This is a genomic window from Limnoglobus roseus (assembly GCF_008254045.1).
Classification (GTDB): domain Bacteria; phylum Planctomycetota; class Planctomycetia; order Gemmatales; family Gemmataceae; genus Limnoglobus; species Limnoglobus roseus.
In genome coordinates this window covers 8,606,871-8,619,987 of record NZ_CP042425.1, presented here as the reverse complement: position 1 = coordinate 8,619,987, position 13,117 = coordinate 8,606,871, and the positions used below count along the sequence as shown (strand labels likewise).

Below are 13,117 nucleotides of genomic sequence, written 5' to 3'. Positions count from 1 at the left end.
GACCGGTCGCCGCTGCGGCGTCGGCACGAATTCGCGTCACCCTTTCCGCCGGTCCGGACAGACAAGTAAGATCGTACCACCCAGGGGATCGTTCCATGCCCGCGAGTCTGAATTGCCGCCCACCGTTTTGGGCCGTCGTACTGTTCCTCACGGCGACCGTGCCGGCCCGGGCTGACGAGGCTCTCGCCTTCCAAGGCCACACGAACGAGGTGAACGGGGTGCAATCCAGCCCGGACGGGTCGCGGTTCGCCACCAGCAGTCTCGACGGCACGGCGAAAGTGTGGGACGCCAAGACGGGGAAGGAATTGCTCACCTTGAAGGGCCACACGTACTACGCCAGAGCCGTGGCGTTCAGCCCAGACGGTACGCGGGTCGCTTCCACCGACGGCAACGGCGCGGCCAAGGTGTGGGACGCCAAGACCGGGGCCGAACTCCTCACCTTCAAGGGGCACGAGGTGCTGCGGAATGTGTGGTCGGTGGCGTTCAGCCCGGACGGCACGAGAGCCGTCACCACCAGTGCTGACAGCACGGCTCGGGTGTGGGACGCCAAGACCGGGGCGGAATTGCTCAAGATCAAAGGCCGGGAGAAGTACCTGGAATCGGCGGTGTTCAGCCCGGACGGCTCGCGGATCGTCGTCGGCAGTTGGGATTGGACGGCGGGGGTGTACGACGCCAAGAGCGGCAAAGAACTTCTTCCCTTGCAAGGGCACTCGGGCATCGTCCACGGTGTCGCGTTCAGCCCCGACGGCAAGCGGATCGCGTCCGCCGGTCAGGACGGCAAGGCGAAAGTGTGGGACGCCGCGACCGGAAAGCGGTTGCTGACCCTTGAGGGGCACAACAAGTGGCTGCTGTCGATCGCGTACAGCCCGGACGGGTTGCGGCTGGTCACCACCAGTGGCGATGGCACGGCCAAGGTGTGGGACGCCAAGACCGGGGACGAGTTGTTCACCGTCAAGGGTGCCGACAAGCCGGTGACGGCCGCGTCCTTCGGCCCGGACGCCACGCGGCTGGTGACGGGCTACGGAGATGGGTGGGTGCGGACCTGGGACCTCCGCACACCGACCGACAGTCGACCTCCGCAGAAGGTTGACGCAAAGCCCGGGAAGTAGCCCCCCACACCGCAGGCAAACCATCCGGTCGCGGCTGGGCAGGTTCGAGCGGCACGACCGCCGGTGTGGTACCCGCGGCCGTGCCGCTCGATCGTCAGCTCCGTCGTCATGCCCGCCTCTCCTCTCGCTTGTCGGGCAACTCGCGGGTTAGGGACTGAATCCCCGCCCCCCGGAACTTGATGGCCACCTTGCCGGCCACCCCGTCGTACCCGATCGGATCTATCAATAAGGCCAGCAGCCCGCCGTGGGCGTTGGCCTGGACCTTCCAGGCGATGCGTTTCACCCGCCACGCCTTGTTCCGGGCGGCCGTCTCGTCGCCGAACGCCTCGGCGTACCGCCGCTGCAAGTCATTCACCGTCAACCGCGGGAGTGCGGCCAGTTGTTGCGCGATCGTGGGACTGGGGTCCATCGGGGAGTCTCCTGGGTCGTGTGGAATGGGGGCTCGTCTCCGGTCCGTTAACCGGTGTGGACAGTGAGCCACGAGTCGGGCGGGACCGCAACGGCAGAATCGCTCGATTCCGGGACTATCTGCGGGGCAGAAGTCTGGTGTGGCGTGAGGGCGGCCTTGTCCCGCAAGCGGCACAGGCCGCGGGCCAGGATGGTGGCGAGTTCGCGAAAGCAATCGTCGGGGGTGAGGTGGGCCGGGTCGAGGTCGGGTCGCACGGGAACTTCCGGGATGGAGTGGTTCCAGCGACCTCCGCGGCGCGGCCGGCGAGCTGACGGGGCGCAAGACGGCCCCTGCCTATCAAATTCGCAAAACGCGGACGAAGTGGTTCATCAAAATCAACAAGAATTGTGATTCGGGAGCGGGGCTGCGCCAAACTGACGAGTCCGGCCCGCGGCGGCGGGTGGCAACAAGGGACTACGTTCGGCCGGCGGCACTACTGCCCCGCCCGCCCGGCGGCTATCATCTCCCCCACCGCCCGGAGGCCGCCCGTGCCCGACGAACCGCCCCCCGACTCGACCCAGGTCCAAGTCGGCCGCCCGACCGTGACCGCCGCGACCCTCCACGGCCTTCCCATCATCCCCGGCTACGATGTCCTTCGCGAGATCGGCCGCGGCGGCATGGGCGTCGTGTACGAGGCCCGGCAGGTCAAGCTCGACCGCCTCGTCGCCCTCAAGCTCATGCTCGGCGACGACCCCCTGAACAAGGCCCGGTTCCTGGCCGAGGGGCAGGTCATCGCGGCGGTCAAGCACCCGCACGTCGTCGAGGTGTACGACTTCGGTGAGAGTCCGGACGGGCCGTACATCGCCATGGAGTACCTGACAGGCGGCCCGCTGAGCGACCGCCTCAAGGCCGGCCCCCCCTTCTCGCCGAAGGAAGCCGCCGGCCTGGTCGCGAGGGTGGCCAGCGGTGTCGGTGCCGCTCACGGGTTGGGCGTCGTCCACCGCGACCTGAAGCCGGGTAACGTCCTGCTGGACGCCGACGGGTCACCGAAGGTGACCGACTTCGGTCTGGCGAAGCGGACCACGTCGGACCTCACGCAAACGCAGGACGCGGCCGGGACGCCGGCGTACATGGCCCCGGAGCAGGCGCGGGCGATGAAGTTCGTCGGCCCCCCGGCCGACGTGTGGTCACTGGGGGTCATGCTGTACGAATCGCTGACCGGCCGCCGACCGTTCGCGGCCGAGACGGACGTGGAACTGCTCGTCTCGATTCAGGAGGCCGACCCGCCGACGCTGCGGACGGTCTCGAAGGCCGTCCCCCACGACCTGGAGACGGTGTGCCTGAGGTGCCTGGAGAAGGAGCCGGACCGCCGGTACCCGACCGCGAAGGAACTGGCCGCCGACCTGGCCGCGTGGGCGGACGGGAAGCCGATCGCCGCCCGCCGGGCGACGCCGGCGGAGCGGGCCGTGCTGTGGGTCCGGCGGAAGCCGACGCTCGCGGCGGCGTGGGCGTTCGGCACGCTGGCGCTGGCCCTCGGCACGTTCGCCGTCGTCGCGACGAGCCTCTGGACGCAGGCCGCGTCCGAGCGGGCCGCTGCCGTGGACGCCCAGGGCCGCGCCGAGCAGGCCGAACAGGACGCGAACCAGGCCCGCGACCTCGTGCAGCGCGTCGAGTACGCGCGGGCCGTCTACTCGGCCCACCAGGACGCCCTCCATCACAACTTCGCCCGCGCGAATCAACTCCTCGCCGGGACGCGGAAGGAACTCCGCGGGTGGGAGTGGGACTACGTTCACCGCCTCTGCCACTCGGACCTGTACACGATCCCCAATAGGCATCTCGTCCGGCTCTCGCCCGACGGCTCTCGCTTCCTGGCCGTCGGCCGGATCGCCGAGGCCGAGGTGTTCGACACGGCCGCGGGCACGACCTGCTTCGCCGTCCAGCCGTCGCTGGACGCGAAGGCCCGGGAACGCGGCATCGTTTCCGCGATCGGGATCGTCTCGGCGACGTTCAACGCCACGGGCGAGTTGTTCGCGTTCCGGGGCACTCGCCAGGACATTTCGGTGTGGGACGCCCGGACCGGAACGGAGCGGCACGCCTTCCTGATGCCCAATCGGTGCGAAGAAATCCTTCAACTCAGTTCCGACGGGTCGCGGGTCGCCACCCGGCACGAGAACGCGATCTTCGTTTGGGACGCCGCCGGTCAGAAGCTCGGCTCGGCCGGCCGGCAGTCGGAGCGAGTCGTCTTCGCCGCCGTCGATGCGGAATGTCAGCGGATCGTCGTGAAGGACGCCGACGCGCGGGCGCTCCGCGTGCTGGACGCCGCGACCGGCGACCCGCTCGTTCGGCTCGCGGGCGCCGAGTCGGCGTTCGACTTCGTGACGTTTTCCCCCGGCGGCGGCCGGATCGCGGCGCTCCGGCACGACGGGTTGGTGACGGTGTGGGATGCCCGGACGGGCGCCGCCCTGCGGACGATCCCAACGGGGCCCCGGGCGGTTCCGCTCAACAAAATCCGGTTCACCGTCACCGACGGCCGGCCGCTCGTCTTGCACGACGCCAGCCGGCGGATGGTTTCGCGGACCCCGGACGGCGTCGCCCACGTTTGGGACGTCGAGTCCGGTCGGGCGGTCGCGACGCTGGTCGGCCACCGGGACGTGATCACGTCGGTCACGTTCAACCGGGACGGCCGCCGGATCGTCACGGCGAGCGACGACGGTACGGCCATCCTCTGGGACACCGAGTCGGGGAAACTGCTGGTGTCTTACGCGGGGCACGCCGGGCCGATCCAGTCCGCCGAGATCACCACGGACGGGGCGCACGTGGTCACGGCCGGCGACGACGGCGTCAGAGTCTGGGACGCCAACCGGGGCAGCCGCGACTTCGCCCACAAGCTGCCCGTCGGGTCCGACGCGATTGCGTTCCGGGCCGACGGCGAGCGGTTCGTGACGCCGGCGAACGGCTTCACGGTCTACGACGCGAACACCGGCCGGCGGATCGTCTCGAAGGCCCACACCGACCCGGACCCCAACTTCGACAAGACGGACGGTGATAAGGCGGCCTTCAGCCCGGACGGCACTCGCGTCGCGACGAACAGCATGTCCGGCGAAGTGACGTTGACGGTGGGCGGCGTCCAGAAGGTGTACCGGGGGGACGGCGCAGCCCGCGTGTACGACGCGGCGACCGGGAAGGAACTGGTCGCGCTCGCCGGACACACCGAGCGGGTGAACACCGTCGCGTTCTCGCCGGACGGCCGCCGGGTCGTGACCACGAGCGACGACAAGACGGCCCGCGTTTGGGACGCCGCGACCGGGAAGGAGTTGTTGAAGCTGACGCGAACGAAGCCGTTCGGCCGGGCGAACGGTGGGGCCCCCGTGACCGAAGCCGAATTCATGCGGGACGCGGCGTTCTCCCCCGACGGGGCGACGGTGCTGACCCTGGCGGCCAACGCCCTCACCCTGTGGGCTGCCGACACGGGACGCGAGGGGCCGGCGTTCGATTGCCGGCCGAGGAGCGCCGACCGATCCGGCGGGTTCACTCACCCCGGCCGCTTTTGCTTTCACCCGGACGGTAACCGCGTGGCACTCATCCGGGAGGAGGAGTTGGAAATCTGGGACGTCCGGACCGGCCGCGAAGTCGTGGCACTGCCCCGCCACGCCCGGCGGATTCGATCGGCACGATTCAACCGGGACGGCCGCCGACTGGTCACGACCAGTTGGGACGGGGCGGTGCGGGTGTGGGACGCGGAGTCGGGCGCGGAAGCGCTCGCGCTGTCGGACGCGGACGTGAGGGACTCGGACGCGGCGTTCAGCCCCGACGGCACGCGGCTGTTCGGCGTGGGCCCCCTCGGCGTCACCGTGTGGGACAGCCGGCCCGTCAGCCGCGAGTTCCTGCCGAAGGCGACGGACGTGAAGCCGACCAAGTAGCAACTCGCCACACGGGGGCCCGCTCGGCGACGGCCGGTCGCTGGGCCGTGGGAGAGCGTAGCATTTCGAGTTCGGCGGGGTGCCGCCGGCGTTGGAATGCCCAAGCCCGTATCACGGCCGCCCCACACTTCGACGCAGACAGCGGGTCGTCGCCAACGCTCTCCCAGTGGTGGCAGGCGTAGCTGATCCGCACGACTTCACGGACGAAGCCGGACGCCGGGCGGACATCGTACCGCCGGGACTGACCCGGACCCGCATCTCGCCGCAGCACAGGCATGCCTTCGCGGCCTCGGACAGGGCGATCTCCACCCGCTCGACCGGCAGGTCGGTGGCGACGGGACGGCGATGGATCGGCGGGGACGGGATCGGGATTTCCGGCACAGGGAGCCGCCTCGGGTTGAGAAAGCCACCATCGTAACCTGCTACGCAACGCGTCGATTCGCCGGGCGCTTTCCGTACATTTTCGCGCGGGAGTAGCCGTCCACCGCGTCCTCCCCGACGAGCTTGATCGGCCCGTCCGGGACGAGGTGGTCGAGGAGGAAACCGGTCAGCGAGCAGCCGAGTTCCATCCCCGACCAGCAGGCTGCAGACAGCACGCGGCGGTAACCGGCGGCCCAATGGCGTCCTCCGTCGGCAGGAATGCGGGTTGGACTTCACCGCCCACCGAAGCCTGATTACTTCCTTGGGTTGAGGCGGGATTGGCGTCGATGATCGGGTGGAGGACGACCCACAGGCGGTCCACCCGGCCACCCAGTTGCCGCCGGCCCACAACTCCCTTGACCGGGATGCGGCGACCGTCTCGGGCAGCGAGCGTGAGCTGGAGTTGCGTGTCGCCGTCGACCTCGGCGGCTCGCGATAGGAGTTGCGGCACGGCTTCCCCGTGACTGTCCGCGACGAGTTGACGGAAGTTCAGGCGACAGAGTTGACTGGGCGAATATCCCAGTGCCGTTCGGCCGGCCGGGTTGCTGGACATCATCCGTCCGTCCGGCAGGATCTGCAGAACTAGGTCGGCGGTGTTCTCCACGATTCTCCGGGCCTCTGTCTCAAACGCCCGCAGTCGCGCTTCCGCGGCGTGCCGGAGCAGGGCCGTCTGGATCGCGGTTACCAGGTCCGAATCTCGGACCGGCTTCACCACGTACCCGTAGGGCTGTACGAGCATGGCCCGGGCGACCGTGTCCGCGTCCGAGTGGGCAGTCATGTAGATGATTGGCACGTCCGACCATTCGCTGATCATCGTCGCCGCATCGACCCCGTCGGCTCCGCCCCGTAACCGGATGTCCATCAATACCAACCCGGGGGACTTCTGCCTGGTGGCGGCGATCGCCTCGTCGGCCGTGTCCACGACGCCGACGACCGTGTGCCCGAGCTGCTCCAACTGTTCGCGGAGGTCTTCGGCGATCAGGGCTTCGTCCTCAACAATCAGAATCGTCGCTTTCAGCATGACACACCCGGGATAAAGGAGGGCCGATTGTTACCGTGGATTTCGCCTGTGATTTTCGAGACCCCGCTCTGATCGTGGTCTGCCGACGCCGCGATCGGGAACGTCAATCGCACCTCGGTGCCCACTTCGGGTGAGAGGTATTCGACCGTCCCGGCCAACTGCCGCGCCAGGATCCGAACGAGCCGGACGCCGAGCGACTTGCCCAGCCGCGAGTCCATGTCACCCGGCGCCCCGACGCCGTCGTCGCTCACGCGGATGACGCACACGCCGGCCGCGGCGCTGATCGACAGCGCGACCCGCCCGCGGTTGCGGTCCCGAAACGCGTGTTTCAGGCAGTTCGAGAGGACCTCGTTTAGGATCAGCCCGCACGGGATCGACTGCTCGACCGTCAGGCGGACGTCGTGGACGTCGCAGGCGAGTTCCACCGGAGTCGTGGGGAACTGATAGGTCTGAACGATCTGCGTGGCGAGCGTCTTCGCGTACTGATCGAATGCAACGGCGCCCAAGTCGGCCGAGTTGTACAGGTTCTCGTGGACCAGTGACATCGACAGTACGCGGGTCTGCGCCTCGAACAGAACTTGCTTGATCTTCTTGTCATCGACGGCCCGCGCCTGGATGCGGAACAAGCTGGCGATGACCGCTAGGTTGTTCTTCACCCGGTGGTGGATCTCCCGGAGCAGGACCTCCTTCTCCCGGACCGATCGGCGCAGCGCCCGCTCGGTTCGCTGCCGTTCACTGATGTCTCGGAACATGACCACTGCCCCGACGACGACGCCCTCGTCCCTCAGGGGGTAAGACGAGTACTCGACCGGGAAGGCGCTGTGGTCGCGGCGCCAGAACGACTCGTCGGCCACGGCACACCCCTGCCCGTGCTTGAACGAGCAGAAGATGGGGCACTCGGCGAGCGGGTACTCGGACTTGTCCGCCCGCCGGTGGTGGATCGTGTCGTGCATGTTTCGCCCGAGCAACTCGTCCGCATCCCAGCCGAGCATCTCGGCCGCGGCGGGGTTGATGAACGTGCACCGGCCATCGAGGTCGATGCCGTATATCCCGTCCCCGGACGATTCGAGGAGCAGCCGCAATCGGTGGGTCAATGCGGCCAACTGCTGTTCGGTTCGCCTCCGTTGGGTGATGTCCCGCCCCTCGGGGATGAGGAACAGGACGTTCCCGTCCGCGACGTAGGGCTTCAGGGAGAAGTCCACCCAGATCGTAGTGCCGTCCGCCGCCGGGTGGTGAGCCTCGAACCGGACCGTTTCGCCCGCCGCCGCCCTCCGCACCGCGTTCCGGAGTCTCTCTTGCTGTGCCGCGTCATGCATCCACCACGGCGTGTCCCAGAACTTCTGACCGAGGACCTGTTCCTCAAGAATTCCTGTCGCCGCGAGGGCGGTCCGGTTGGCTTCCAGGAGGGTGCCGTCGGCCGCCATCAGGCCGATGAACTGAAGGGTCTGGTCGAAGATCGCGCGGAATCGCAACTCGGACTGCCGCAGGGCGTCGTCCGCCGCCCGTTTCGCACTCAGGTCCCGGGTCGCCTTTGCGAACCCTTGGAGCCGGCCGGCCGAGTCGTAGACTGCCGAGATGACGACGTTCGCCCAGAACCGGGCGCCGTCCTTACGGACGCGCCACCCCTCTTCCTCGTATCGCCCCGTCTCCGAGGCGATACGCAGTTCGCGGTCCGTCTTTCCCGCCGCCACGTCTTCTTGAGGGTAAAAGCACGAGAAGTGCTGGCCAAGAATCTCGTCTTCGACGTACCCCTTGATCCGCTCCGCGCCGTCGTTCCAACTTGCAATGCGTCCCGTCGTATCGAGCATGAAGATGGCGTAGTCGCGGACTCCGTTGACGAGGTTCCGATACCTCTGCTCACTGTCGCGCAACTTGTTCTCGGTGTGACGGACCGCCGAGACGTCGCGGATGGCGATCACGGCCCCCGCGCCCCCGTTCGGACCGAGGATCGGGCGGCCGGTGACGCTCACCGGCAGCCCGTCTGGGTGGGCCTCGTCCACGATCATCAACTCGACGTTGTCGCACGCCTCCCCCCGCGCGGCCCGGAAGATAGGCAACTGGTCGCTCGGACACAGCGTCTTCCCGTCGGGCAGGTACACCCCGAACGCGCGGGGCCAGGCCGAGTGATCGACCGGGGCCGGCCGGGCGTGAATGTTGCGGAACGTGCGGTTCAACAAGACGACCGCGCCGGCCGCGTCCGTGACTAGGACCGCCTCGCCCATGCTGTCGAGGACCGATTCGAGAATCTGCTTCTGAGTCCGCAATTCCCGGATCGCCGACTGTCGCTCGGTGATGGCTACGACGAGCAAGAACGTCGAGAGGCTCACGACCCCACAGAATCCCTGGATCAAGAGGACTCGATCCGCCGCCTCCAGGTGGGGCGCAGAAACCGGCCCGAGCGCCCGCGAGGACCCCCAGACCGCAATCAGAGAAACGACCACCACCGCGACCGCGGTGCCGCGGGCGCCGAGGCGGAGCGCGACCCACAACAGTAGCGGGAACACCGGGTAGGGCAGCGTGAGCAGAAGAGGCTTTTCCCCGGTCGGTGTGGCGAAGATCCCCCACGAGACCGTGGCGAGTGCGGCGAGCGTCGCGACCGCCTCGACGAGCTCACGGAGTGTGTGCCGCGCCGATGAAATGGACGGTCGGTTGGCCCAGCACACGACGAGCGGCGCGAAGAGAACCACCCCGAGCGTGTCGGCCAGCCACCAGACTTTCCAGACCGCCCAGAACGGTACGTCCGTCGCGATTGCGGCCACGGCGGCACCCGCCAAGGCCATTACGGCACACACGACCGCGGGAACGCCGAAGAGGAGTAACAGGTCTTGGGTGGATTCCAGTCCGAACGCTCTGCGTCGCAAGCGGCTAATGGCCCAGGCTCCAACGGCCGGTTCCAGCGCGTTGACGATTCCGAACCCGATGCTCGGCCCGACGCCTTTGCCGATGCCGAAATTCGCCACAACGGTGGCCCCGAACGCTGCCGCCAAGGCGAAGGGCCAGTAGCAGCGGTCCGTGAGGAGTAGATAGGCGAGGAGCAGACCGGCCGGTGGCCAGAAGACTGAGATGGACTCCGGTTGAACGACGAACGCCACGCCGAACCGGGCGGCCGCGAAGTACGTCCCGGCGACGCCGAGGCAGTGTGCGATCAGGCCGAAGTGATACCGGGCGGGGGTGAGCATGACCGTTTGTGAACACAAGGTCCGGGTCCAGAAGACGCCCGAGTGGCCGGCACTTCAAGTGTCATCGAAACCGCGCTGACGGCCCGAGTCATGATCGTTGGGAATTGAGCATAGGGTGCGGACGATTCTTCAGAAATCGTTTGAAAAGTCGCACGGGTGGGATTGAGATTTGACTATGCACGAAAAATGGAAGCTATCCAAGAATCAACGTTCGGACTTTGCACATTCAATCCTCGGTTTTCAGGCCGGGGGCGAAACCTGCACATATATTCGGCGGGTTGCCCATTTATTCCGCAACGCTTCGACCCACAGGTCCGAAGCTACCCCGCCAGCCATCCGCGCCGCCACCGCGGGCTGGTCGTCGGGGTGGATTGCCCGAAGGCCGGCCGCCGGGTCGAGGTAGAACTCTTCGAGGGCGTACCCGACGAGATCGCGAATGGCCGGGCTCACATACGAGTACCGTGGGGCGGGCGTATACTCGAACCGGAAGATCACGTCCCGCGTGTGCTCGGCCAGCATGCGGAACCGCTGCTCGCCGGCCCGGAGGTAGGCGTCGGCGGCCCGCCGCTCGGTTCGGTCGCAGGTGACTTTGCCGTAACCGATCAGTTCGCCGTTGCAGTCCCGAAGCGGGCTAATCACGACCTCCGCCCAGAACCGGGAGCCGTCTTTCCTCTGCCGCCAACCCTCGTCCTCGGCCCGGCCGGTCGAGCGGGCCGTCTCCAACAGGCGGGCGGGCACGCCGTCGTCCCGCGCCTCCGGCGGGTAAAGGCTCGAAAAGTGGCGGCCGATGATTTCGGGGGCGGCGTACCCTTTGTTCAGCTCGGCACAGGGGCTCCAACTCGCGACCCGCCCGGCGGGGTCGAGTGCGAAGACGGCGTGGTCCGCCGCTACTTCGACGAGCAACTGAGAGAGTTCGTCAGAGGACGAAGGGGCGAAATGGGGCGACGTTGTGATGATGGGCGCCGATTCCAGATGGGGGAGGGAGAGCCACCGCACGGCGGCGAGTAACGTCGGAGGGGCGTCGGAATTCGTTCTGCTTCTCACCATCTTCTCACACCGCGGCCGGCGGTACAATGGCTAGGGGAACGATGCTACGCGGCCGGACGGGGAGGGTCAAAGAGGAAGGCGAACCCTGGACCGGAAGCATCGCTCAGTGGTGGTGAACGGATTTGCGCTTTGTTCGTTGCGGGCGAAGTGGCGGACCAGTAAAATCAGATGGCTTGGGCGCGGCCGGCTAAACCAGCACCCAAGCGGTTGACTTGTGTACTCCCTGATTTTACCCGCGAGTGAGAGCACGCAATGATGGTAGCCTCACGAGTCCCCGATGGTGTGCCCATGTCGTTTGGTGTGAGCTTTGACGGCAGACTTCGCAAGGTTCGCCCCGCCAAGACAAAGTCTATCAACGCCCTTTTCGAGGCTGTGGCAAACTCTTTCGACTCCACCGAACAACTAGGCAAGGCTGGTAACATTACAGTCAGGATTCTAAAGCGAAATCCCAAGTTGTTCGCAATAGATGCGAAAGCCCAGCGGGTGAAACTCGACGGATACGAAAGCGAGGACAACGGCGTCGGCTTCAACGACAAAAACCTGAAGCACTTCAAGACCGCAGACACGACGAACAAGCCGGGCGGATTGGGAGTCGGCCGATTCACCTGGCTTCACGTCTTTGAGTACGCCGACATTGAGAGCACCTACAAGTCTGGTAAGAAAACGGGTCGTGGCCTAATCGGAGTCAGGGCAGTAGTGTGATGCGATGCAGGACGCATCCCGACCGTCCGATCCCATCACACCGCTATTCTTCCCGCTGACCCGTGGGAGGAAGTACACAAGTCGAGCTAAAGCCAAGTTGAAAAACCTCTTAATTGTGGGCTAGTGGAGTCTCATTCGGTTTATTGTGAGGAGCCTGTTGGTTGCGAATAATGGCTCATGAAAGCACTCTTCGTTCGTGAGTTGAGCGCATCCGAGCGTGGGGATCTCCAGGCAGGACTTCGCAGCCGAAACGGCTTCACCCTTCGGCGTGCCCAGATCCTCCTGGCCCGCGCCGATCAACAAACCCCGGCCCAGATCGCTCACCGGATCGGCTGCGCCTCGCAGACCGTCCGCAACACCATCCACGCCTTCGAGACGCAGGGCACCGGCTGCCTGGGCGAGAGGAAGCGTGGGCCCAAGGACGCCCAACCGATCCTGGATGAGGCCAAGGCCGACCCGCTCAAGGGCATCCTCCACCAGTCCCCACGCCGTTTCGGCAAGAACAGGAGCACGTGGACGTTGGGCCTGTTGGCCGAGGTCGCCTGCGAGCAGGAGTGGACCCCACGCCGGCGGTCCCACGAGGCCGTTCGCCAAGCCGTCAAGCGGTTGGGGCACGGGTGGAAGCGGGCCAAACAGTGAATCACCAGCCCCGACCCGGCCTACGCGCGTAAAAAAAAGCGCGGGACCGACTGATCCGGTTGGCTGCGTCGCACCCGGAGTGGGTGTTGGGCTACCAAGACGAGACCTGGTGGAGTCGGCTGGCCATCCCAGCGATGCGGGCCTGGGCCGCGAAGGATCGCCCCTGCGCCTGCTCGAACAGACCGTTCCGAGGACGTATCCGGATCCCAAGGCGTTGTCGTGCTACGGGCTGTTGCGTGCGGACACGGGTCGCATGATGTTGCGGTTCGTGGCGGGTCGGCCGGTCTCTCAAGTGACCGAGGACTACCTGTCGTGGGTGTGCGAGCGGTTGAAGGCGGAGGGGAAGAAGGCATTGCTGTTGGTGTGGGACAACGCGGCCTGGCACGTGAGCAAGCGGGTGCGGGCGTGGATCGAGGCCCACAACACGAAGGCCCGTGCCGAAGACGGCGTTCGGATCGTGGCGTGCTTCTTGCCGTGAGCCCACTTGGGCTCAATCCGATTGAGCCCAAGTGGGCTCACGGCAAGAGAGCGATCATCGACCCCGATCGCCTGCTGGCCGCCAACGAGGTCCGGACCCGCGTCTGCGACTATTACGGCTGCGAACACCTGGAACCCCTCGCACAACTATCCGCCTGAAGTTGCACTAGGACAGTGACTCCATCCGCGTGAACCAAGCCATACGCCGGCATCAA

Annotated in this window: 10 protein-coding genes; 5 read left to right on the top strand and 5 right to left on the bottom strand. The window is 66.8% G+C overall.

Translation table 11 applies throughout. The features are described from left to right. The first annotated feature begins 95 nt into the window (after positions 1–95). Positions 96–1,109 (top strand): WD40 repeat domain-containing protein, encoded by a 1,014-nt coding sequence (locus tag PX52LOC_RS36810; RefSeq protein WP_149114762.1) that lies wholly within the window; start codon positions 96–98, stop codon positions 1,107–1,109. A gap of 106 nt (positions 1,110–1,215) precedes the next feature. On the opposite strand, the gene PX52LOC_RS36805 is transcribed toward PX52LOC_RS36810, so the two are convergent. Continuing rightward, a complete protein-coding gene (locus PX52LOC_RS36805; RefSeq protein WP_149114761.1) occupies positions 1,216–1,518 on the bottom strand; it encodes a DUF2924 domain-containing protein in 303 nt (100 codons plus the stop codon). A gap of 47 nt (positions 1,519–1,565) precedes the next feature. Next, positions 1,566–1,772: a hypothetical protein gene (locus tag PX52LOC_RS36800; protein ID WP_149114760.1), complete on the bottom strand. Its 207-nt coding sequence runs from the start codon at positions 1,770–1,772 to the stop codon at positions 1,566–1,568. 273 nt (positions 1,773–2,045) lie between these two features. Here PX52LOC_RS36800 and PX52LOC_RS36795 point away from each other — a divergent pair, with 273 nt between their 5' ends. Beyond that, a complete protein-coding gene (locus PX52LOC_RS36795) occupies positions 2,046–5,417 on the top strand; it encodes a WD40 repeat domain-containing serine/threonine-protein kinase (RefSeq protein ID WP_149114759.1) in 3,372 nt (1,123 codons plus the stop codon). A 547-nt stretch (positions 5,418–5,964) separates the two neighbouring features. Here the strand turns inward: PX52LOC_RS36795 and PX52LOC_RS36790 are convergent. The 3 genes from PX52LOC_RS36790 to PX52LOC_RS36780 form a co-directional block, all read right to left on the bottom strand. Beyond that, a complete protein-coding gene (locus tag PX52LOC_RS36790) occupies positions 5,965–6,858 on the bottom strand; it encodes a response regulator (protein ID WP_149114758.1) in 894 nt (297 codons plus the stop codon). Beyond that, the gene (locus PX52LOC_RS36785; protein WP_149114757.1) at positions 6,852–10,037 is read right to left on the bottom strand and encodes a PAS domain S-box protein; all 3,186 of its coding nucleotides are present in this window, start codon (positions 10,035–10,037) and stop codon (positions 6,852–6,854) included. The genes PX52LOC_RS36790 and PX52LOC_RS36785 overlap by 7 nt, the downstream gene beginning before the upstream one ends. Before the next feature lie 240 nt (positions 10,038–10,277). Further along, positions 10,278–10,940, bottom strand: a complete 663-nt coding sequence (locus tag PX52LOC_RS36780) for a PAS domain-containing protein (protein WP_168219431.1) — start codon at positions 10,938–10,940, stop codon at positions 10,278–10,280. A gap of 432 nt (positions 10,941–11,372) precedes the next feature. On the opposite strand from PX52LOC_RS36780, the gene PX52LOC_RS36775 reads away from it, so the two are divergent. From PX52LOC_RS36775 to PX52LOC_RS42155, 3 genes are all read left to right on the top strand, one after another. Next, a complete protein-coding gene (locus PX52LOC_RS36775) occupies positions 11,373–11,786 on the top strand; it encodes an ATP-binding protein (protein ID WP_149114755.1) in 414 nt (137 codons plus the stop codon). A gap of 177 nt (positions 11,787–11,963) precedes the next feature. Then, on the top strand, positions 11,964–12,425 hold the full coding sequence (locus PX52LOC_RS42160; protein ID WP_218575222.1) for a helix-turn-helix domain-containing protein: 462 nt from the start codon (positions 11,964–11,966) through the stop codon (positions 12,423–12,425). Between the two features lie 253 nt (positions 12,426–12,678). Continuing rightward, a complete protein-coding gene (locus PX52LOC_RS42155; protein WP_218575221.1) occupies positions 12,679–12,903 on the top strand; it encodes a hypothetical protein in 225 nt (74 codons plus the stop codon). Positions 12,904–13,117: the final 214 nt, after the last annotated feature.